Here is a 21,189-nt window from a genome sequence, read left to right on the forward strand (position 1 = left end):
TGCCCCGGCAGGTACGGGAACAGGTGCCGCAGACGACCGCTCGCGAAGCGGTGCCAGTGCCTCACCGAGGGGAAGCCGAGCAGCACCTGCGCCACTGCCGGGCACAGCAGTTCCGCATCCGAGAGCCTCGGAGGTCGCCCGATCCGGTGACGAGGGGCCACGTGATCGTCGATGAACACGTACAGTGCCGTCAGAAGGGTGTCCAGGTTCGTCTTCACAAACCAACCAACGGGCACCCTTCGTCATGGTCGCGGCCAGCCCAGCAATCGGACTCACTCATCTAGGGTTGGGGCCATCGATCGATGCGCGGGGGCCAAGTCGATTGCCGTAGAGGGATCCTGGCGTCCCCGTCCGCTGCCGAAGGGGCCGCCGTCATGCCGGATTCCGCCACGCCCAGCCCGCCCAGCACACCCAGCCCGCTCGACCTGCTCGTCCGCTACCGGCGGGCGATGCTCGACCTGGACGCGGACGCGCTGGCCGAACTGTACGCCGAGGACGGGGTGCACGAGTTCCCGTTCCTGTTCCCCGGGATGCCGGAGCGGTACCGGGGGCGGGAGGAGATCCGGGCCGGCTACCGGGCCGCCTGGGGTGCGAGCGCGGCGCGGCCGCGGGAGATCCGGGAGGTGGCCGTCCACCCGGGGGCCGACCCGGAGGTGCTGACCGTCGAGCAGCAGGTGGTCGGGACGCTCGCCACCACCGGGGAGCCGTTCACCGTGCCTGGCCTGCTGGTGATGCGCGCCCGGGACGGCCTGCTGGTGCACGTGCGGGACTACATGGACGGCCTGGGCGTGGCCCACGCGATGGGCCGGCTGGGTGCCGTCGCCGCGCGGCTGGGGGTCGAGAGGGCCTGACCAGCGAGTTGAGTCAGGTGGATCCTGCACACTGTTCCGCAGATGCGTCGGATGACCGATGCGAACCGGTCGAGACCAAATCCGTCTATCCGCTCCCCGTGGGCGACGGAGTACTCGTCGATGCGGCCCCGGCCATCCATGATGTGGTTCCGCACCTTCCTGAAAGCCAGCTCATCCAGGCAGTAGTTGGCGAGCTCGAGGCCGCACTCGTCGTTGGCGATCGCCAGGTAACGGGGGCGCAGGAGGTCGCGCAGCTCCGTGATCCGGCCTTCGGGGACAGAGAGCCGGTGGAACGTCGACCTGCGAGTGCTGATGGTTTGGCTGGTTGTCTGGCGCATGTCGTTGTTCCTGTTGGTTCGTCGGCCGAGGAGCGCCGAGGAGCGCCGAGGAACTTGGACGCCGTACCGGCGGTCCGGGCTGTTGTGCGGAGGGGAATCGGTCACGAAGAGTCGGGCGCAAGTTCCAGCGAGATGAGAATGGAGGAGGCGAGTAGGACGCGCCAGCCGGCGTCGTGCTCGGCGGAGAGCAGCTGGAGAGCGCCCCGCAGTCGGAGCTCACGGCGGGTGCCGCGGATGGAGGACTCCTCGTTGGTGCAGATGGCGCTCACCAGACGGAGCGCACCCAACTTGACCGGCATGCTCGGCTCGCTTTCCAGGTGCGTGCTCTCCAGGAGCGATGCGATTCGCAGCAAGGTTGCGAGAACGTCCTGTGCGTCCTGATCCCGATGAAGGGCGGACATACCGGTGGGGAGCCCCAGGTTGTGGAGGACGTTGGTGATGCCCCGAGGATGGAAGCGGGAGTCGGCGTCCTGGTTCTCCATGTGTTCCAGGATCCGAGCCACCTCACTCCAACGCCTTTGGTAGCAGAGTGCCTCGGCGAGCAACCCGGTGAGCGCGACACGCAGGCGAGGAGAAAGCTGTCCTCCGGCGAGCATTGCCCGGCAGCGCTGTTCCACCTCGTCATCGCGGAGAGCCGACGTGCCTAGCCCGTGGTTGAGTTGTTCGATCTCCGCCAGGAGCCGTGTTTCGGCAGTGCTTGGGAGGTTTTCCAGGAGCTGTGTGAACTTCGCCATCAGTTCCAGTACTTCGTCGTTCGGACCACCCCGGCGTGTCATCGTTCGCAGGGTGACCAGCAGGTTGGCGACGATGTGTGCGACATCCAGCGGGTGTGAATCGCAGAGCTGGCCGGCCAGTTGGTGAACTCGACGGCCCTGGGCCAGGAGCTGCTCGACGGGCGCCGCTTCCAACTCGGCCAACTCGGCCAGGGACATGCGGATCTTGAGTTCGAGGACGGCCGCCGACGGGCCGCAGCCCAGGACGTAGGCGAGCTCAGCCTCGAACAACCGTCTGGCCGCGGCCAGTTCTCCCCGTTCGAGGTGGGCGCCGGCCAGGTTTCCCCACAGGATCGCGACCTCACTGGAGGAGAAACCCAGCCGCTGCGCGTGCTCGGCGAGGCTCTGCGCGTGTGGCATCACGGCGAGGGCGTGTCGCTCGTCGCCGTGCCGCAGGAAGGCCGCCAGCCACAGCTGCACGTGGAGGGCCGACCGGCGTAGGACGCGCTCGACGGTCGCCCTGTCCCTCTCCACCCGGCCGCGCACTACGTACTGGACGATCTCGTTGACGCTGATGGTCTGGTCGACCTCCTCCGGGTGGGCCTCGGACCACTCCTCGGGCGGGCGGGCGCACAGCGGGGCATCGCGTCGGACCAGGGACTCCGACCAGAGTGCGCGGTGCACTTCGGAAGAGTTGAAGGAGTTCCCCGGGTCGTCCTGCAGAACGATCGGTTCGGGCGTGTCGAGGTAGGCCAGTTCGTCCGGGACGACGGCAATGGCGATGAGGAGGTGCAGCGGGATCTGGCGCGATCCCAGGTAGCCCGCCGCCTGGACGGACGACATGGCGATCTCCGATACGAAGGGTCGCTGAGGAAGCGCATACCGGTCCACCCGTTCCAGGGCGAAGTGGATCGCCGCCACCAGGGTGTGGGGATAGCCGGCTGGGACGGACCGTTCGTCGTCGAGTGCGAGGTCGCGGATCGAGCGCAGGTAGCGCGGCACCTCGGCGAGTCCGAGCTCGCAACTGAGGAGGTAGCCGCAGGCGAGTTCCAGGGCCAGTGGCCAGTGCGCCAGAGCCGCGGACAGGTCCATGGCCGCGCGTTCGGCATGCTCGTCCCACGGGGAGTCGTCCGCGAGCCTGAGGCGCACCAGGGCTCCTGCTTCGGTCGGCGTCAAGGCCTGGACGTCGATCTTGTGCGGATGAGCCGCCCAGCCGGCCTGGTTCGTGGAGGTGACGATCACATGGCCCCGCCCGCTGCTGGGCATCCACGGGTGGAGGCTGTGGCGATCGGTCGCATTGTCGAAGATCAGCAGCCAGCGTTCGGCGGACGCGCTCAGCAGCGCCCTGACTCCGTCCTGCAGCCGGGTGTCGTCGTCGGGAGCCCGGTCGCCTTGGGGATGCAGCCACTCGTGGATCCTCCGGAACGAGGTCATCAGGGAGGCGGTGCTCTCCGCGTTGACCCAGAAGATCCAGTCGTAGGAGTCCGCGGTGTCGTGGGCGTAGGCGGCGGCAAGACTGGTCTTGCCGATGCCGGACAAGCCGAGCAGGGCGCAACTCGACGGAACCCGGGGGCCGGGGGAATCCGCCAGCGCGGCCCGGACCCGGGAGAGGACCTCGGAACGCGGGACGTCCGGCACCGACGGGACGGGGCCGATCATGATTCCCCAGTCGAAGGCGCCCAAGTCCCACGCCAGGTGGCGGCTCTCGGTCAGGAGCTCGCTGCGGAAGGCCTCCAGCTCCAATACGCCCTCCGATTCTCCAGCGGCCCGGTGGTGGATCTCCGACACCAGGTGATTGGACATGCGCCCGGCCGACTGGTGACCGAGCCCGTCCCGGTGCCGGGCGCGGTGTTCCCGGATCCGTTCCCGGAGCTGATCGCGGAACTCGTGCGGATCGCGCAGGTCGGACTTGATCCGGGCGCGGCCCAGGGCGCGCAGGTCGTTGTCGCGGAGATCGTCCACGCTCGACAGCTTGGAGCTGCGGTCGAGTGCCTGGCGGAGCGCCGCCCTGAGCGTTCCGAGGTCACCGCCGTGGGTCAACGCCTGCTTCAGCCGGACTGCCTTGGGATGCAGCCGCTTGTTCGTGATCAGTTGGTAGGACTCGGCGGTCGGGCATGCGCGGACCATCCGCAGAAGGATCGCGTAGGCGGCTGGGGCCGACAGCTCGGTGTCGGGGCCGCCGGACTTCACCTGGGCGGCTACGACCGGCCGACGCAGGTCGTCCACCAGGTAGTAGTCGATAGCGTCCGTGTCAGCGGTTCCCGGTGAGGATTCGTCGCTGTCGTTGTCGTGGCCGGAGGGTTCGATCACGGCTGCGGCGATGTCGTGCCTGGCGTCCTCAAGGGCTTCGAGCAAGGCTTCCAGCGTGACCAGGTACTGGTACTGGAATCCAGCTGCTGCCGCTTGGCCCCCGCGTTTGGGCATGGCTCTGGACCTCCGGCCGTTCTCTCGATTTGGCTCGGACCAGGGTCCTCCACGTCGGTTGAAACAGCGAGGGATAGCGACAATTCGACCTTGCGAAGACTGTTCTGGGCCGCTTTTGACCGGTCAGAGGGCGAAGTGGGTGGCGATGCCGTCGAGGACGCAGTCGAGGCCGGTTTCGAACTGCCAGTCGGGGTCGTCCTTGCGGGTGGCCGCGTGGAGGTAGCGCTGGTAGTTGGGGTAGCGGCCGGTGCCCATCAGCCAGGTCATCCGGGGGGCGAGGCCGGCCCGGGTCTGGTCGCCGTCGGACCAGCCGCGCTCGCGGCGCAGGGTGTCCAGGGTGACCTCGGTGGTGACCGAGCCGTGGACGTAGCCGGTGACGGTGCGGAACACCGCCATGGTGGTGTCGGCGTCCAGGCCGTGCTCGGCCAGGGCGGCGAACGCGTGCTCGGGGACGGCGAGTTGGTTCGGGCTGAGGGAGAACGGGGTGGCCGCCCGGACGGTCCACGGGTGGGCCAGGTGCATGGCCCGCAGGTGGAGGGCGAGGGCGCGCATGGTCTCCCGCCAGTCCTCGGCGGGGGCGGCGTCCAGGGGGAGCCGGCCGTAGACGAAGTCGACCATCAGCTCGATGAGTTCGTCCTTGCCGGAGACGTACCGGTAGGCGGCCATCGGGGCGACGCCGAGTTCGGCGGCGAGCCGGCGCATGGTGACGGCGTCCAGGCCCTCGGCGTCGGCGACGGCGACGGCGGCCTCGGCGATCCGCTGCGGGGTCAGGGTGGTGCGCGGGGCGGGGGCCGGGCGGTCCAGGCGCTCCCAGAGTGACGCCGGGGGCCTGTCGTCGCCGGCGGGGGTGTCCCCGGTGGGGGCCTGCTGAGCGGGCATGGGGGCGGGCTCCTTCCGACTGGGGGTCGGTCCCACCGTAGCACCCTCCTGTGTACGGCGTATCGGCAGTGGACGCCGTACACGTCGATGTGTACGTTGTATTCGAGACGGATACGCCGTACACATCAGCCATCCCGGAGGGGGACTCCCATGTCCACGGAGCAGAAGTCCAGCGAGCAGAAGTCCAACGAGCGGACGTCCAGCGAGCAGGCGTCCAGCGAGCAGAACCTGAAGGTCGCCGTCCTCGTCGGCAGCACCCGCGACGGCCGCTTCGGCCCGGTGGTCGCCGACTGGCTGCTCGGCCACCTCGAGGCGCGCGGCGACCTGACCGCCGACCGGATCGACCTGGTGGAGACCCCGCTGCCCGTCACCTTCCCGTCCTTCGGCGGCGAACTCTCGCCGGACGACGCCGCGCTGCTGGCCGCCGTGTCGCCCCGGCTGGAGGCGGCCGACGCCTTCGTGATCGTCACGCCCGAGTACAACCACAGCTTCCCGGCCCCGCTGAAGAACGCCATCGACTGGCACAACCGGCAGTGGCATGGCAAGCCGGTCGGCTTCGTCTCGTACGGCGGCCTGTCCGGCGGCCTGCGGGCGGTCGAGCAGCTGCGGGTGGTGATGGCCGAGCTGAACGCCGCCACGATCCGCAACACGGTCAGCTTCCACGGCGCCTCGCAGTGCTTCGACGCCGAGGGCAAGGCGATCGACCCGGCCGCCGACACCGCCGCCAAGACCATGCTCGACCAGCTCACCTGGTGGGCGCAGGCACTGCGGGACGCCCGCCGGGCCCGCCCGTTCGCGGCCTGAGCCGGGGAAGGGGGCGGACGGCATGGCCACGGAACAGAGCGGGGGCCAAAACAAGGAGCAGGCCGACGAACGGCCCAAGCCGCCGCTGCTCGGCGTCGTCGGACTGATGCTCGGCATCTTCCTCTCGGCCCTCGACGGCCAGATCATCGGCACCGCGCTGCCGACCATCGTCGGCGACCTCGGCGGGCTGGAGCACCTCTCCTGGGCGGTCACCGCCTACCTGCTGACCTCCGCCGCCGCCACCCCGCTCTGGGGCCGGCTCGGCGACCTGTACGGGCGCAAGGGCGCCTACCAGTGGGCGGTGGTGGTGTTCCTGGCCGGCTCGGTGCTGGCCGGACTCGCCCAGGACATGGGGCAGTTGATCGCCTTCCGGGGCCTCCAGGGGATCGGCGCGGGCGGGCTGATGGTCGGCGCGCTCTCGGTGATCGGGGTGCTCGTCCCCGCCTCCGACCGGGCGCGGGTGCAGTCGGTGGTCGGCGTGCTGATGCCGATCGCCTTCGTCGGCGGACCGCTGCTCGGCGGCTTCCTCACCGAACGGCTGAGCTGGCGCTGGGCCTTCTACGTCAACCTGCCGGTCGGGCTGGTCGCGCTGCTCGCGGTCGGCGTCGGGGTACGGCTGCGGACGGAGCGGGTGCGCGCCCCGTTCGACTGGGCCGGGGTCGCCCTGCTGACCACCGGCATCCTCGCGCTCACCCTGGTGAGCAGCTGGGGCGGCACCGCCTACTCCTGGACCTCCCCGGTGCTCCTCGGCACGGCGCTCGTCGCGGTGGTCGCGCTGGGCTGGTTCGCCCGGACCGAACTGCGCGCCCCCGGGCCGCTGATCCCGCCCGCGCTGTTCCGCGACCGCAACTTCACGGTGGCGCAGGTGCTCGGCTTCCTCACCGGCGCGGTGATGATCGCCCTGGTCGGCTACCTGCCGCTCTACCTGCAGCTGGCCCGGGGCGCCTCGCCCACCGCCGGCGGGCTGCTCCTGCTGCCGCTGATGCTCGGCATGATGGGCACCCAGCTGGTGACGGCGCGGCTGATGGGCCGGCCCGGCGGCGAGCGGCGCTACCCGCTGCTGGGCGGCGCGGTCACCCTGGCCGGCGGCGCGCTGCTGCTGCTCCTGCGCACCGACACCCCGATCGCCGTGGCCTCGGCCCTCACGGCCGTCGCCGGGATCGGCCTCGGCCTGGTGATGCAGAGCACCCTGCTGACCTCGATGGGGGCCGTCCGGCCGCAGGACATGGGCGCGGCGATGGGCGTGGTCACGCTGCTGCGGAGCATCGGCGGCTCGCTCGGCATGGCGGCGCTCGGCGCGGTCTACACGGCGCGGCTCACCGACTCCCTCACGGAGCGCCTCGGGTCCGCCGAGGCCGGCCGGCTCACCGGCGGCGGGCTGACCCCGGCCTCCCTCGACGGCCTCCCGGCCGAGGTTCGCGACGCCGTCGGGGCGGCGGTCACCGGCGGCCTGCACGGCACGGTCGTGGGCGGGGTGCTGCTGGCGGCCGCGGCGACGGCCCTCGCCTGCCTGGTCCGCCCGCAGCAGGGAGCGGCCAGGGAGATCAAGCCGCCGAAGCCCGAGCCCGAGCCGACGAAGCCAGACCCGGAGCCGGAGCCGGCCGACACCCCCGCGAAGGCGGCCACGGCCGGGTGATCCGGAGAACGCGCAGGCCCCCGGGCGGAACGGGGGACCGCCCGGGGGCCTGCGGAAAAGCCGGTCAGCTCAGCACTCGATGACGTTGACGGCGAGCCCGCCGCGCGAGGTCTCCTTGTACTTGATCTTCATGTCGGCCCCGGTCTCCTTCATCGTCTTGATCGCCTTGTCCAGCGAGACGTGGTGCCGGCCGTCGCCGCGCAGCGCCATCCGGGCCGCGGTGACGGCCTTGACGGAGGCCATGCCGTTGCGCTCGATGCAGGGGATCTGGACCAGGCCGCCGACCGGGTCGCAGGTGAGGCCGAGGTTGTGCTCGATGCCGATCTCGGCGGCGTTCTCGACCTGCTCGGGGGTGCCGCCGAGGACCTCGGCGAGGCCGCCCGCGGCCATCGAGCAGGCGGAGCCGACCTCGCCCTGGCAGCCGACCTCGGCGCCGGAGATGGAGGCGTTCTCCTTGAAGAGCATGCCGATGGCGCCGGCGGCGAGCAGGAAGCGGACGATGCCGTCGTCGTCGGCGCCCGGGATGAAGTTCAGGTAGTAGTGCAGGACGGCCGGGATGATCCCGGCGGCGCCGTTGGTCGGCGCGGTGACGACCCGGCGGCCGGAGGCGTTCTCCTCGTTCACGGCCATCGCGTAGAGGGTCACCCACTCCATCGCGTTGGCCGGCCCGATGCCCTCGGCGCGCAGCGCGCGGGCACCCGAGGCGGCCCGGCGGCGGACCTTCAGCCCGCCCGGCAGGATGCCCTCGCGGGACATGCCGGCCCGCACGCACTCCTGCATCACGGACCAGATCTCCAGCAGACCGGTCCGGATCTCCTCCTCGCTGCGCCAGGCCTTCTCGTTCTCCAGCATCAGGCCGGAGATCGACAGGCCGGTCTCCCGGCTGAGCCGCAGCAGCTCGTCGCCGGTGCGGAAGGGGTACTTCAGCACGGTGTCGTCGGGCTTGACCCGGTCCGCGCCGATCGCGTCCTCGTCCACCACGAAGCCGCCGCCGACCGAGTAGTAGGTCTTCTCCAGCAGGGTCGAGCCGTCCGCCGCGTACGCCCACAGGGTCATCCCGTTGGCGTGGTACGGCAGCGAGCGGCGGCGGTGCAGGACCAGCTGGGTGTCGGGGTCGAAGTCGATCGGGTGCTCGCCGAGCAGGTTGATCCGCTTCTCGGCGAGGATCCGCTCGACGTCCTTGTCGGCCTGGTCGACGTCGACGGTGCGGGGCGAGGCGTTCTCCAGACCGAGCAGGACGGCCTTCGGGGTGCCGTGGCCGTGGCCGGTGGCGCCGAGCGAGCCGTACAGCTCGGCCCGTACGCCCGTCACCCGGTCCAGCAGGTCCTCGGTGCGCAGTCGGCGGGCGAACATCCGGGCGGCGCGCATCGGGCCCACGGTGTGGGAGCTCGACGGGCCGATGCCGATGGAGAAGAGGTCGAAGACGCTGATGGCCACGGGGGACGTCCTTGTCTGGTCTCGTGGAAGGACTTGCGGGCAGGGAGGGGCCGACACGGGACGGGGCACCGCGCGCACTTCCAGTGTGCGCGGTGCCCCGGGGTGCCTGGTACGCCGGAGGGGTGAGGCCGGTCACCCCGCCCGAACGATCACCGGAGTGATCAGAGGTTCGGGTAGAGCGGGTACTTCGCGGCCAGGGCGGAGACCCGGGCCTTCAGCGCGTCGGCGACGGTCTCGTCGAAGGCGGGCTTGAGCGCCTCGGCGATGATGTCGGCGACCTCGCGGAAGTCCTCGGCCTGGAAGCCGCGGGTGGCCAGGGCCGGGGTGCCGATGCGCAGGCCCGAGGTGACCATCGGCGGGCGCGGGTCGTTCGGGATGGCGTTGCGGTTGACGGTGATGCCGACCTCGTGCAGCCGGTCCTCGGCCTGCTGGCCGTCGAGCTGGCTGTTGCGCAGGTCGACCAGGACCAGGTGGACGTCGGTGCCGCCGGAGAGCACGCTGGCGCCGGCCTCGGCCACGTCGGCCTGGAGCAGGCGCTCGGCGAGGATGCGGGCGCCGTCCAGGGTGCGCTGCTGGCGCTCCTTGAACTCCTCGGAGGCCGCGACCTTGAAGGCGACCGCCTTGCCGGCGATCACGTGCTCCAGCGGGCCGCCCTGCTGGCCGGGGAAGACCGCGGAGTTGATCTTCTTGGCGAACTCGGCCTTGGACAGGATGACGCCGCCGCGCGGGCCGCCCAGGGTCTTGTGGGTCGTGGTGGTGACCACGTCCGCGTAGGGCACCGGGTTCGGGTGCAGCCCGGCGGCCACCAGGCCGGCGAAGTGCGCCATGTCCACCATGAGCAGCGCGCCGACCTCGTCGGCGATCCGGCGGAACGCGGCGAAGTCGAGCTGGCGCGGGTAGGCGGACCAGCCGGCGATGATCAGCTTCGGCTGGTGCTCCTTGGCGAGGCGCTCGACCTCGGCCATGTCGACCTGGCCGGTCTTCTCGTCCACGTGGTACGCGGCCACGTTGTAGAGCTTGCCGGAGAAGTTGATCTTCATGCCGTGGGTCAGGTGACCGCCGTGGGCCAGGCTCAGGCCCAGGATGGTGTCGCCCGGCTGGATCAGCGCGAACATCGCGGCGGCGTTGGCCTGCGCGCCGGAGTGCGGCTGGACGTTGGCGTGCTCGGCCCCGAACAGGGCCTTGATGCGGTCGATCGCGATCTGCTCGACCACGTCGACGTGCTCGCAGCCACCGTAGTAGCGGCGGCCGGGGTAGCCCTCCGCGTACTTGTTGGTGAGCACCGAGCCCTGGGCCTCCATGACCGCCACCGGGGCGAAGTTCTCGGAGGCGATCATCTCCAGGGTGGTCTGCTGGCGGTGCAGCTCGGCGTCGACCGCGGCGGCGATCTCCGGGTCGAGGGCGTGCAGGGACTGGTTGAGAACAGTCATGGTGTGGTCTTCCCGGGAGGAGGAGGGAAAGGGGCCAGGGCGGGACGGACCGCGGTGCGGCGGCCCGTCCCGTCGGGGGCTCAGCCCTGGGGGTTGGTGAGCGCGTCGTACTCGTCGGCGCTGAGCAGCTCGTCGGTGGCCTCGACGCGCACCTTGAACAGCCAGCCGCCTTCGAAGGGGTCGCTGTTGACGAGGGCGTTGTTGTCCAGGACGTCCGGGTTGACCTCGGTGACCTCGCCGGTCACCGGGGAGAACAGGTCGCTGACCGACTTGGTGGACTCCAGCTCGCCACAGGTCTCGCCGGCGGTCACGGTCTCGCCGACCTCGGGCAGCTGCACGTAGACGATGTCACCGAGCGCGTCCGCGGCGTGCTTGGTGATACCGATCGTGGAGACACCGTCCACGGCGGCCGTCAGCCACTCGTGCTCCTTGGTGTACTGAAGGTGCTGGGGGTTGCTCATGGCGTCATTCTCCAGGATGGGAAGCGGGTACGACGAAGCGGGCCGCCGCGCGGACGGCTGCGACGTGCGCGTATGGGAAAACGGGGGGCGTGCGAGGGGTCAGCGGGCGCGCTTGTAGAACGGCAGCGCCACGACCCTGACGGGCTCGTGCTTGCCGCGCACGTCCACCGCGACGGTGGTGCCGGGGGCGGCGTGGGCGGCGTCGACGTAGGCCATCGCGATCGGCTGCCCCAGGGTCGGGGACGGCGCGCCGGAGGTGATCCGGCCGATCGGCTCGCCCTCGGTGGAGACCACGGTGTACTCGGCGCGCGGCACCCGCTTGCCGTCGGAGACCAGGCCGACCAGCACCTTCGGCGGGTTGGTCTCGGCCGCGGCGGCGGCCGCCTCCAGGGCCTTGCGGCCGACGAAGGCGCCCTCGTTGGTGGTCTTGTCGAAGCGGACGACCCGGCCCAGGCCGGCGTCGAACGGGGTCAGGTCGGTGGACAGCTCGTGCCCGTACAGCGGCATGCCGGCCTCCAGGCGCAGCGTGTCGCGGCAGGACAGGCCGCAGGGGACCAGGCCGCGGTCCGCGCCGGCGGCGGTCAGCGCCTGCCAGACCGGCTCGGCGTCGGCCGGGTGGCAGAAGATCTCGAAGCCGTCCTCGCCGGTGTAGCCGGTGCGGGCGAGCAGCACCTCGCGGTCGGCCACGAAGGCCGGGAGGATCGCGTAGTACTTCAGGCCGGGCAGGTCGGCGTCGGTGGTGTCGGCCAGGATGCCGGTGGCCTCCGGGCCCTGGACGGCGATCAGCGCGTAGGTGTCGCGGTCGTCGGTGACGACGGCGTCGAAGCCCTTGGCGCGGGCGATCAGCTCGTCGAGGACCAGCTGGGCGTTGGAGGCGTTGGCGACGACCAGGAAGGCGTCCTCGCGCAGGCGGTAGACGATCAGGTCGTCCAGGATGCCGCCGTCCTCGGCGCAGATCATGGTGTAGCGGGCGCGCAGCTCGCCCAGCGCGGAGACGAAGCCGACCAGGGCGTGGTCCAGCATCTCGCCGGCCTGCGGGCCGGTGACGGTGATCTCGCCCATGTGCGAGAGGTCGAACAGGCCGGCCTTGGTGCGGACGGCGAGGTGCTCCTCGCGCTCGCTGCCGTAGCGCAGCGGCATGTCCCAGCCGGCGAAGTCGGTCATGGTCGCGCCGAGGGCGCGGTGCAGCGCGTCGAGCGCGGTCAGGCGGAGGGACGACATGGCCAGGAACTCCTCGGTCGGGGCACTCAGGGGTGCACGCACCGGACCGGACCCGCTGGGGGCCGACCCTGCGCGCGGGCATGCGGCGGCGTGGGTCTCCCCATCTGTCGTCGAACCTGAGAGCTTCACCGCCCCGCCGCCCGCAGCCGTTTCCAGCTTGGGGGACAGCATGACGGCTTGCACCGTGGGTGGGCGCACGACAGGGCCGGGCGCCGCTTTCCAGATGTGCCTAACCCGTGCGGTAGGGGTGCCTGAGAGATTCCGGGGAGGACTTGCTCCTTCGGCGCCGGCTGTGCCTGAACGGCACTCCGGGCTCTCCCGCGCGGGTTCGAGCGGCCGGTATGGAGTTGTGGGGGCCCGCGGCGCATGCCGTCGGACGGGCACATCATGGCACGTCCCGGACGACGAGGGGAGGGGGGACCCGGTCACACCGCGCGGGACCCGAACACGAGTCCTGACCGCACCCCCCGCACGCCTCTAGACTGCTGCGCGTCGGTGCGGCAGTGGGCGGCCGACGGCAGAGGGCGGAATCGGCGGCGCATGGGGTACCCGGTGGAGCAGCAGCAGGGGTGGGGCGGACCGGAGGAGGCGCCGGCGGGCGGCTCCTGGCCGGCCAACGAACTGGAGCAGGTGCTGACCGCGGCCCTGGGCGACCCGGGCGCGACCCCACGGGTGTTCGAGGTGCTGGCGCGCAGCCAGGTGTGGGTGCCGCTGCCGGCCGGGGCCGACCCGCAGGGCCAGGCGCTCGACCTGCCGACCATCGAGCTGGGCGGCGACCCGTACGTGCCGGTGTTCTCCTCGCAGGAGGTGTTCCTCCAGCAGGCGCCGGGGATGGCCTTCGCGATCGCGCCGGTGTGGGAGTTCGCCCGCGGGCTGCCGCTGGGCCTCGGCATCGCGGTGAACCCGGACGCGCCGGTGGGCCTCCCGGTGCCGCCGCAGGGGGTCGCCGAGCTGCGCCGCGGCCCGCGCGAGGACCGCTGGGAGCAGGCCGAGGGCGCCGCGGAGCCGACCGGCGGCCGGGTGGCGCTGCGCGAGCCGGTGCCGGGCGAGGACCCGGAGCACTTCCTGGCCGCCTGCCGGAGCGAACTGTCGGCGCTGCCCGGTGTGTTGACCGCCCGCAGGGCGCTGGCCAGCATCGAGGGCGAACCGACCGTGATGTTCGTGGGCGTCCAGTTGGACCCGGCGGCCCCGGCCGACCCGGCCGCGGTGAACGAGGCACTCGGGCGAGCGCTGGGAACCGCGCCGCTGCCCGGGGGCGTCCACCTCGTACTGCTCGACCTCGCCGACGACCCGGTGGTCGAGTGGCTGCTCACCCGGGTACTGCCTTTCCACACGCGGGCGTGAGCGGGTCCGGATCAGAGGCACGTCGCCGTGGCGGTGGCCGGTGCCGCGCCATAGGGTGCGTGCAGACGGCCGACGGGTCGGCGGGTTGAGGGAAAGAGGCGCGGCGAGGTGGGCGCATGAGTGCGGGAACGGGAGCGGGCGGTGTGCCGGGGCCCTGGGGCCAGGCACCGGCCGGGCGCCCGGGAGCTGATCCCGGCGCGTTGGAGCGCGCCCTGCGCGACGTCGCGCCGGAGCGCTACGACGCGTACGAGCGGCTGCTGCACGCGCTGGCGGACGGCCGGGTCTGGATGCTGCTGTGGCACGGCACGCCGGGCAGCCCGGACGCGCAGTACGGGAACATGGAGATCAGCGGCCACGGCTACGCGCCGGCCGTCACCTCGCCCGAGCAGCTGACCGCCTCCGGCTGGGCGCGGGCCCACGAGGTCGTCTCCGGCCGGGAGATCGCGGCCTCGCTGTACCGCACCCGCTGGGGCCTGTGGCTCAACCCGCACGCCCCCGGCGGCGGCGTCGGCGTGCCCTGGGCGGACCTCCGGCGGGTCGCCGCGGGCCTGGACCGGCTGCCGGCCGGGCCGTTGAAGCTCAGCGAGCCGCAGTTGAACGCCCAGCCGTTCTTCGCGCTGCTGGAGCGGCAGGCCGCCGAGGTGCGCGCGGTCCGGGCACTGCGCCGGGCCTGGGTGCAGCCCGCGGTGGGGGAGCCGTACCTGGCCATCGGCCTTGACCTCTACGAGAGTTCGCCGCCGGCGGTGGAGGCGGTGCGGGCGCTGATGCAGCGCGCGATCGCGGTGGCCCCGGAGGGGCTCGCGGTGTCCACGGTGGCGATGTCGGACGAGTACGACCCGGTGGCGCTGTGGATGCGCGCCAACGCGCGGCCGTTCTTCGACCGGGAGGCGGGCCGCCCGCCGACCGGCCCGTACCCGCCGGTGCCCCCGCCGCCGTACCCCGGGCAGTCGATGCCGGGCTACGCGTACGGCACCCAGCCGCCGGCGCAGGGCTGGCAGCAGCAGCCGCAGCGGCCGTGGCCCGGCTACCCCGGGCGCTGAATCCCAAAACCCATTCTCCGAAGCCGACTTGATTGTCCGTCAAGTCGGCTTCGATGCTTTCCGGACGAATTTCCGGATGTGCGGCCCGGTCATCTTGACATGGCAGTTACAGCCATGTGAAGAGGTATATGCCGAAGATCGGGGAGGTGCATGCACGCAGATCACAGTTGGGCATCTGTCGGTTGTCAGGGCTGGCGCAAGCCAGTTCGGATGGCAGAGAGTTCTGCGCAACGCACCGCGCGTGCTGGAACCCCACAAAGGTGAGCGCGCACGCCGACAAGCCCGTCCACGCGACGCCCATCCCGCGTGGTGGCAGTGCCTGTGCACGACGCACTGCCGTCAACACCCGCTCCTCCTAAGCACCTCCGCACGTCCGCAGCCGCACCGCCGAAGACGGCGACCGGCACCCGTGGGCCGGCCACCGTCGGCGAGGGGACCAACTGACCATGACATCCGTGACCACCGCCGGGAACGAGCCGGAGGCAGCAGCCGCCGCCGGACCGGCCAAGAAGATCGAGGGCCGCTCCCTCGGCCAGATCGCCTGGACCCGCTTCAAGCGGGACAAGGCCGCCGTCGCCGGCGGCGTCGTGGTGATCCTGCTGATCATGCTCGCCGTGCTGGCCAAGCCGATCGAGTCGATGTTCGGGCTCGACCCGGACGCCCTCCACCAGGACCTGCTGGACGCCGACCTCGGCGGTCTGCCGTTCGGCGACTGGGGCGGCATGAGCCTCGAACACCCGCTCGGCATCGACCCGCTGCAGGGCCGTGACCTGCTCACCCGCGTCATCGAGGGCTCCTGGGTCTCCCTGCTGGTCGCCTTCGGCGCGACCCTGCTGTCCAACACCATCGGCACCGTGCTCGGCATCATGGCCGGCTACTACGGCGGCTGGGTGGACACCGTGATCAGCCGGGTGATGGACGTCTTCCTGGCCTTCCCGCTGCTGCTCTTCGCCATCGCGATCTCGACCTCGCTCCAGGGCGGAGCCTTCGGCCTGCACGGCCTGCCGCTGCACATGCTGGTGCTGATCTTCGTGATCGGCTTCTTCAACTGGCCCTACATGGGCCGGATCGTGCGCGGCCAGACGCTCTCGCTGCGCGAGCGGGAGTTCGTCCACGCGGCCCGCAGCCTCGGCGCCCGCGGCCCGTTCATCCTGTTCAAGGAGCTGCTGCCCAACCTGGTCGGTCCGATCCTGGTCTACTCGACCCTGCTGATCCCGACCAACATCCTCTTCGAGGCGGGGCTGAGCTTCCTCGGCGTCGGCATCCAGCCGCCGCAGGCCTCCTGGGGCGGGATGCTCCAGGACGCGATCCGGTACTACCAGGTGGACCCCCAGTACATGGTGGTCCCCGGTCTGGCGATCTTCGTCACCGTGCTCGCCTTCAACCTGCTCGGCGACGGTCTTCGCGACGCCCTCGATCCCAAGAGCAACTGATCCCGCCGCACATGACCACGCATCATGTGATGCGCCGTCAAGGCTCTCCTTCACCGCCTCCCATCCCCAAGGGGTTGATCTCACCCATGCGTAGGTCCCGTACCGTCGCCCTGACCGCGGCCGCAGCCGCCGCCGTCCTGGTCGTGACCGGTTGCACCAGCTCGTCGAAGGACACCGGTTCCGCCTCGTCCTCCGGCACCGGAGGCGGCTCCGGCGCCAACGCCGCCACCAAGGGCATCGTCAACGCCTCGGACAAGAAGGGCGGGACGGTCACCTACGAGATGAAGGGCACCCCGGACTCGCTCGACCCGGGCAACACGTACTACGCGTACATCTACAACTTCTCGCGCCTGTACGCCCGCTCGCTGACCACCTTCAACCCGGCGCCGGGCGACGAGGGCAACAAGCTCGTCCCCGACCTCGCCGAGTCGATGGGCCAGGTCAGCGCGGACGGCCTGACCTGGACGTACAAGCTGCGCAAGGGCCTGAAGTACGACGACGGCACCCCGATCTCCTCGAAGGACGTCAAGTACGCCGTCGAGCGCTCGAACTACGCGCTGGACGTGAACTCCAACGGCCCGGTCTACTTCCGCGAGCACCTGGTGGACAACGCCACGCCGTACGCCGGCCCGTACAAGGACAAGGAGGGCGGCCTCGACTCGATCGAGACGCCCGACGACACCACGATCGTCTTCCACCTGAAGCAGCCCTTCGCCGACTTCGACTACCTGGTCAGCGCCCCGCAGACCGCGCCGGTCCCGCAGGCCAAGGACACCGGCTCGGAGTACGTGAAGAAGATCGTCTCCTCGGGCTCCTACAAGTTCGAGTCCTACGAGGACGGCAAGCAGGCCGTCCTGGTCCCGAACACCAACTGGGACGCGAGCACCGACCCGATCCGCAAGCAGCTCGCGGACAAGATCGTGCTCCGGATGAACATCGACCAGTCCACCATCGACAAGGACCTGCTGGCCGGCAACGCCCAGGTCGACCTGGTGGGCGGCGGCGTCGACCCGCAGACCCAGGCGCAGATCCTCCAGAACCAGAAGCTGAAGGCCAGCACCGACAACGCCTACGGCGGCCGCCTGGTCTACATGGCGATCAACTCCAAGCTCGCGCCGTTCGACAACATCGAGTGCCGCAAGGCCGTGCAGTACGCGGTCGACAAGGTCTCGGTGCAGACCGCCCTCGGCGGCCCGATCCGCGGCCAGATCGCCAACACGGTGCTCCCGCCGGACATCCCGGGCCACCAGGACTTCAACACGTACGAGACCAAGGACAACAAGGGCGACGAGGCCAAGGCCAAGGAGGCCCTGAAGGCCTGCGGCAAGGAGGGCGGCATCAACACCGTCCTCTCCGCCCGCACCGAGCGCGCCACCGAGGTCGCCGCGGCCACCTCGATCCAGGCCGCGCTGAAGAAGGTCGGCATCAACGCCGAGATCCAGCAGTACCCGCAGGGCAAGTACCTCCAGGACAGCGCCGGCTCCCCGCAGTTCGCGGCCGAGCACAACATCGGCCTGATGATGATGCAGTGGGGTGCCGACTGGCCGACCGGCTACGGCTTCCTCCAGCAGATCGTCGACGGCCGCACCATCAAGCCGTCCGGCAACAACAACCTGGCCCAGCTGGACAACCCCGCGGTCAACAAGCTGCTCGACGACGCCGCGATCAACCCCGACAAGACGGCCCGCGAGAAGATCTACGGCGACGTCGACAAGAAGGTCATGGACCAGGCGGTCTACGTCCCGCTGACCTACTTCAAGGTCTTCCTGTACCGCCCGGACAACGCCACCAACGTGGTCTCCACCTCGGCGTTCTCGGGCGAGTACGACTACCTGAACATCGGCGTCAAGTAAGAGCCTGGCTCCGCATCCCTGAAGGCAGGTGAAGGCAGCGGCGCCCGCCGCCGTCCGGAAGATGCCCGACGGGGGGGGCCGCCCGAGCCCCCCAACGGTGTGTGGCGACAAAATCCCCAGGTTATGAGCGGCGGGGTTTTTTCTGCGGGTGGTGAGCGGGGGCGCCTTCGCGATCTTCTTCCTGCTCCCGCGCCTCGCGGGCGAGACGGCCGACCAACTGGCCGCCCAGTACATCGGGAAGAACCCGTCGCCGGACGCGATCGCGGCGGTCAAGCAGAACCTCGGCCTCGACCAGCCGCTGTACACCCAGTACTGGAACTTCCTGAAGGGGCTGGTCAGCGGCGCCGAGTACCACTTCGGACCGGAACCGGCCACCTGTCACGTGCCCTGCTTCGGCTACTCCTTCAAGAACCACCTGGAGGTCTGGCCCGAGCTGACCAAGCGGATCCCGATCACCATCTCGCTCGCCGCCGGTGCGGCCGTGCTCTGGCTGGTCTCCGGCGTCGCCACCGGCGTCGTCTCCGCCCTGAAGCCGCGGTCGATCTTCGACCGGCTCTCCATGGGCGTCGCGCTCGCCGGCGTCTCGCTGCCGGTCTTCTTCACCGGCGCGCTGCTGCTCACGCTGTTCAGCTACGAGTGGCCGATCCTGGACAACCTGCACTACGTCGACTTCACCGACGACCCGCTGATGTGGGCCCGCAACCTGATCCTGCCGTGGATCTCGCTGGCCTTCCTCTACTCCGCGCTCTACGCCCGGCTCACCCGCGCCGGGATGCTGGAGACCATGAGCGAGGACTACATCCGCACCGCCCGGGCCAAGGGCCTGGTCGAGCGCAAGGTCGTCGCCCGGCACGGGCTGCGCGCCGCGCTCACCCCGATCGTCACGATCTTCGGCATGGACCTCGGGCTGCTGCTCGGCGGCGCGCTGATCACCGAGCAGGTCTTCTCGCTCCAGGGCGTCGGCCAGTTCGCCGTCCAGGCGATCTCCGACAACGACCTGCCCAAGATCCTCGGCGTCACCCTGCTCGCCGCCTTCTTCATCGTCGCCTGCAACCTCGTGGTCGACCTCCTGTACGCCCTCGTCGACCCCCGGGTGAGGCTCTCGTGACCGACCTCCAGAAGGACCCGGCGGCCGCTCCCGCCCCGGCCGGCGACCCCTTCCTCTCCGTGCGCGACCTGCGGATCCACTTCGACACCGACGACGGCCTGGTCCGCTCGGTGGACGGGGTCAGCTTCGACCTGCACAAGGGGCGCACCCTCGGCATCGTCGGCGAGTCCGGCTCCGGCAAGTCCGTCACCTCGCTCGGCATCATGGGCCTGCACCGCTCCAAGCGGGCCCGGATCAGCGGCGAGATCCGGCTGAACGGCGAGGACCTGATCGCGGCCGGCCCGGACCGGGTGCGCCAACTGCGCGGCCGCGAACTGGCGATGATCTTCCAGGACCCGCTGACCGCGATGCACCCCTACTACACGGTGGGGCAGCAGATCGTCGAGGCCTACCGGGTGCACCACCCCCAGGCCACCAAGAAGCAGGCCCGGACCCGCGCGGTCGAGATGCTCGACCGGGTCGGCATCCCGCAGCCGGACCGTCGGGTGGACGACTACCCGCACCAGTTCTCCGGCGGCATGCGCCAGCGCGCCATGATCGCCATGGCGCTGGTCAACGACCCCTCGCTGCTGATCGCCGACGAGCCCACCACCGCCCTGGACGTCACCGTCCAGGCGCAGATCCTGGACCTCATCCGCGACCTCCAGGAGGAGTTCGGCTCCGCGGTCATCATCATCACCCACGACCTCGGGGTGGTCGCCGAACTGGCCGACGACATCCTGGTCATGTACGGCGGCAAGTGCGTCGAGCGCGGCCCGGCCGAGACCCTCTTCGACGCGCCCGAGCACCCGTACACCTGGGGCCTGCTGGGTTCGATGCCGCGACTGGACCGGGAACTCCAGGACCGGCTGGTGCCGGTCAAGGGCACCCCGCCCAGCCTGATCAACGTGCCGTCCGGCTGCGCCTTCCACCCGCGCTGCCCGTACGCCGCCCTGACCGACGGGCGCTCCACGAGCGAGGTCCCGGCACTGGCCGAGGCCGTGCCCGGGCACTTCGCGGCCTGCCACCTGGCGGCCGGCGAGCGGCACCGCATCTTCGCCGAAGAGATCGCGCCCCGGCTGTGAGCCCGGCCTCGTACCACCTTTCTGGAGAGAACCGATGACGGACACTCAGGCGGCTCCGACCCCGCGGTCGGCACCCGCCCCCGGCCGTGAGCCGCTGCTGAAGGTGGCCGGCCTGACCCGGCACTTCCCGATCCGCGGCGGGCTGCTGCGGCGCCAGACCGGCGCGGTGCGGGCCGTCGACGGCATCGACTTCACCGTCAACGCCGGCGAGACGCTGGGCGTCGTGGGCGAGTCCGGCTGCGGCAAGTCGACCATGGGCCGACTGGTCACCCGGCTCGACGAACCGACCGGCGGGACCATCGAGTTCGAGGGCACCGACATCAGCCACTTGAGCGTCGGGGCGATGCGGCCGCTGCGCCGCGACATCCAGATGATCTTCCAGGACCCGTACTCCTCGCTGAACCCCCGGCACACCGTCGGCACCATCGTCGGCGCGCCGTTCCGGCTCCAGAACGCGGTGCCCGAGGGCGGCCTCAAGAAGGCCGTCCAGGAGCTGCTGGAGCTGTGCGGGCTCAGCCCCGAGCACTACAACCGCTACCCGCACGAGTTCTCCGGCGGCCAGCGCCAGCGCATCGGCATCGCCCGGGCGCTCGCGCTGAAGCCGAAGATGATCATCGCGGACGAGCCGGTCTCCGCGCTGGACGTGTCGATCCAGGCGCAGGTGGTCAACCTGCTGGACGACCTCCAGCAGGAGCTCGGGCTGACCTACCTGATCATCGCGCACGACCTCTCGGTGGTCCGGCACGTCTCGGACCGGGTCGCGGTGATGTACCTCGGCAAGATCGTGGAGATCGCCGACCGGGACTCGCTCTACCGCAGCCCGATGCACCCGTACACCAACGCGCTGATGTCCGCCGTGCCCGTCCCGGACCCGCGCCGCCGCCAGCGCGCGGGCCGCGACCGGATCCTGCTCAAGGGCGACGTCCCCTCGCCGATCAACCCGCCCAGCGGCTGCCGCTTCCGCACCCGGTGCTGGAAGGCGCAGGACGTGTGCGCGAGCCAGGAGCCGCCGCTGGCGGTGCTCGAGACCGGGCACCAGGTGGCGTGCCACTTCCCCGAGAACGCTCCGGGGAACGCTCCGGCGGACGCCAAGGCCTGAGGTCCCCGCACGTATGCGAGAGGCCGCCCGCCCCGGACTTCCGGGGGCGGGCTG

General features: G+C 70.9%; 16 protein-coding genes, 1 pseudogene and 1 riboswitch. Of the genes and pseudogenes, 10 read left to right on the forward strand and 7 right to left on the reverse strand.

Annotated features, from left to right (window positions below; genetic code table 11):
- Positions 1-218 (reverse strand): annotated as a pseudogene (locus ACFCY1_RS39815) (IS982 family transposase); the annotation flags it as partial.
- A gap of 156 nt (positions 219-374) precedes the next feature.
- Between ACFCY1_RS39815 and ACFCY1_RS39820 the strand changes: the two are divergent.
- Entirely contained in the window at positions 375-851 is a 477-nt protein-coding gene (locus tag ACFCY1_RS39820; RefSeq protein ID WP_375877684.1) for a nuclear transport factor 2 family protein, read from the forward strand.
- Between the two features lie 439 nt (positions 852-1,290).
- Here ACFCY1_RS39820 and ACFCY1_RS39825 read toward each other — a convergent pair whose 3' ends face one another.
- Both ACFCY1_RS39825 and ACFCY1_RS39830 read right to left on the reverse strand, forming a co-directional pair.
- Positions 1,291-4,326 carry an NB-ARC domain-containing protein gene (locus ACFCY1_RS39825; protein WP_375877685.1) on the reverse strand — a complete coding sequence of 1,012 codons (3,036 nt, stop codon included), beginning with the start codon at positions 4,324-4,326 and terminating at the stop codon, positions 1,291-1,293.
- Between the two features lie 123 nt (positions 4,327-4,449).
- Positions 4,450-5,205, reverse strand: coding sequence for a TetR/AcrR family transcriptional regulator (locus ACFCY1_RS39830; RefSeq protein WP_375877686.1), 756 nt, complete (start codon positions 5,203-5,205; stop codon positions 4,450-4,452).
- A gap of 150 nt (positions 5,206-5,355) precedes the next feature.
- Here ACFCY1_RS39830 and ACFCY1_RS39835 point away from each other — a divergent pair, with 150 nt between their 5' ends.
- Both ACFCY1_RS39835 and ACFCY1_RS39840 read left to right on the forward strand, forming a co-directional pair.
- Positions 5,356-6,009 carry an NADPH-dependent FMN reductase gene (locus ACFCY1_RS39835; protein ID WP_375877687.1) on the forward strand — a complete coding sequence of 218 codons (654 nt, stop codon included), beginning with the start codon at positions 5,356-5,358 and terminating at the stop codon, positions 6,007-6,009.
- Between the two features lie 22 nt (positions 6,010-6,031).
- Complete coding sequence (locus ACFCY1_RS39840; protein ID WP_375877688.1) at positions 6,032-7,645, forward strand: MDR family MFS transporter; 1,614 nt, start codon at positions 6,032-6,034, stop codon at positions 7,643-7,645.
- Between the two features lie 69 nt (positions 7,646-7,714).
- Here ACFCY1_RS39840 and ACFCY1_RS39845 read toward each other — a convergent pair whose 3' ends face one another.
- From ACFCY1_RS39845 to gcvT, 4 genes are all read right to left on the reverse strand, one after another.
- Entirely contained in the window at positions 7,715-9,082 is a 1,368-nt protein-coding gene (locus ACFCY1_RS39845) for an L-serine ammonia-lyase (protein WP_117489616.1), read from the reverse strand.
- Between the two features lie 161 nt (positions 9,083-9,243).
- On the reverse strand, positions 9,244-10,512 hold the full coding sequence (glyA, locus tag ACFCY1_RS39850; protein ID WP_049649095.1) for a serine hydroxymethyltransferase: 1,269 nt from the start codon (positions 10,510-10,512) through the stop codon (positions 9,244-9,246).
- An 80-nt stretch (positions 10,513-10,592) separates the two neighbouring features.
- A complete protein-coding gene (gcvH, locus tag ACFCY1_RS39855; protein ID WP_049649096.1) occupies positions 10,593-10,973 on the reverse strand; it encodes a glycine cleavage system protein GcvH in 381 nt (126 codons plus the stop codon).
- A 99-nt stretch (positions 10,974-11,072) separates the two neighbouring features.
- A complete protein-coding gene (gcvT, locus tag ACFCY1_RS39860; RefSeq protein WP_049649097.1) occupies positions 11,073-12,194 on the reverse strand; it encodes a glycine cleavage system aminomethyltransferase GcvT in 1,122 nt (373 codons plus the stop codon).
- Positions 12,195-12,423: 229 nt separating this feature from the next.
- A riboswitch (glycine riboswitch) is annotated at positions 12,424-12,525 on the reverse strand.
- A 209-nt stretch (positions 12,526-12,734) separates the two neighbouring features.
- Here gcvT and ACFCY1_RS39865 point away from each other — a divergent pair.
- The 7 genes from ACFCY1_RS39865 (at position 12,735) to ACFCY1_RS39895 (ending at position 21,135) form a co-directional block, all read left to right on the forward strand.
- Positions 12,735-13,538: an enhanced serine sensitivity protein SseB C-terminal domain-containing protein gene (locus tag ACFCY1_RS39865; RefSeq protein WP_117489618.1), complete on the forward strand. Its 804-nt coding sequence runs from the start codon at positions 12,735-12,737 to the stop codon at positions 13,536-13,538.
- Positions 13,539-13,654: 116 nt separating this feature from the next.
- Complete coding sequence (locus ACFCY1_RS39870; protein WP_079271895.1) at positions 13,655-14,578, forward strand: enhanced serine sensitivity protein SseB C-terminal domain-containing protein; 924 nt, start codon at positions 13,655-13,657, stop codon at positions 14,576-14,578.
- A 446-nt stretch (positions 14,579-15,024) separates the two neighbouring features.
- Positions 15,025-16,011 (forward strand): ABC transporter permease, encoded by a 987-nt coding sequence (locus ACFCY1_RS39875; RefSeq protein WP_049649099.1) that lies wholly within the window; start codon positions 15,025-15,027, stop codon positions 16,009-16,011.
- Positions 16,012-16,097: 86 nt separating this feature from the next.
- Positions 16,098-17,864: an ABC transporter substrate-binding protein gene (locus tag ACFCY1_RS39880; protein WP_074001488.1), complete on the forward strand. Its 1,767-nt coding sequence runs from the start codon at positions 16,098-16,100 to the stop codon at positions 17,862-17,864.
- A gap of 142 nt (positions 17,865-18,006) precedes the next feature.
- Positions 18,007-18,972, forward strand: coding sequence for an ABC transporter permease (locus ACFCY1_RS39885; RefSeq protein ID WP_375877689.1), 966 nt, complete (start codon positions 18,007-18,009; stop codon positions 18,970-18,972).
- The gene (locus tag ACFCY1_RS39890; protein ID WP_049649102.1) at positions 18,969-20,036 is read left to right on the forward strand and encodes an ABC transporter ATP-binding protein; all 1,068 of its coding nucleotides are present in this window, start codon (positions 18,969-18,971) and stop codon (positions 20,034-20,036) included. Before ACFCY1_RS39885 ends, ACFCY1_RS39890 begins: the two co-directional genes overlap by 4 nt.
- A 34-nt stretch (positions 20,037-20,070) precedes the next feature.
- Positions 20,071-21,135, forward strand: a complete 1,065-nt coding sequence (locus ACFCY1_RS39895) for an ABC transporter ATP-binding protein (protein WP_049649103.1) — start codon at positions 20,071-20,073, stop codon at positions 21,133-21,135.
- Positions 21,136-21,189: the final 54 nt, after the last annotated feature.

The sequence above is a fragment of the Kitasatospora sp. NPDC056273 genome, from assembly GCF_042268845.1.
Classification (GTDB): Bacteria; Actinomycetota; Actinomycetes; order Streptomycetales; family Streptomycetaceae; genus Kitasatospora.

Coding starts and splice junctions, on each gene's coding strand:
- gcvH (WP_049649096.1), bottom strand. CDS start 10,973: ATGAGCAACCCCCAGCACCTTCAGTACACCAAGGAGCACGAGTGGCTG.
- ACFCY1_RS39825 (WP_375877685.1), bottom strand. CDS start 4,326: ATGCCCAAACGCGGGGGCCAAGCGGCAGCAGCTGGATTCCAGTACCAG.
- ACFCY1_RS39835 (WP_375877687.1), top strand. CDS start 5,356: ATGTCCACGGAGCAGAAGTCCAGCGAGCAGAAGTCCAACGAGCGGACG.
- ACFCY1_RS39865 (WP_117489618.1), top strand. CDS start 12,735: ATGGGGTACCCGGTGGAGCAGCAGCAGGGGTGGGGCGGACCGGAGGAG.
- gcvT (WP_049649097.1), bottom strand. CDS start 12,194: ATGTCGTCCCTCCGCCTGACCGCGCTCGACGCGCTGCACCGCGCCCTC.
- ACFCY1_RS39875 (WP_049649099.1), top strand. CDS start 15,025: ATGACATCCGTGACCACCGCCGGGAACGAGCCGGAGGCAGCAGCCGCC.
- ACFCY1_RS39895 (WP_049649103.1), top strand. CDS start 20,071: ATGACGGACACTCAGGCGGCTCCGACCCCGCGGTCGGCACCCGCCCCC.
- ACFCY1_RS39840 (WP_375877688.1), top strand. CDS start 6,032: ATGGCCACGGAACAGAGCGGGGGCCAAAACAAGGAGCAGGCCGACGAA.
- ACFCY1_RS39880 (WP_074001488.1), top strand. CDS start 16,098: ATGCGTAGGTCCCGTACCGTCGCCCTGACCGCGGCCGCAGCCGCCGCC.
- ACFCY1_RS39830 (WP_375877686.1), bottom strand. CDS start 5,205: ATGCCCGCTCAGCAGGCCCCCACCGGGGACACCCCCGCCGGCGACGAC.
- glyA (WP_049649095.1), bottom strand. CDS start 10,512: ATGACTGTTCTCAACCAGTCCCTGCACGCCCTCGACCCGGAGATCGCC.
- ACFCY1_RS39870 (WP_079271895.1), top strand. CDS start 13,655: ATGAGTGCGGGAACGGGAGCGGGCGGTGTGCCGGGGCCCTGGGGCCAG.
- ACFCY1_RS39820 (WP_375877684.1), top strand. CDS start 375: ATGCCGGATTCCGCCACGCCCAGCCCGCCCAGCACACCCAGCCCGCTC.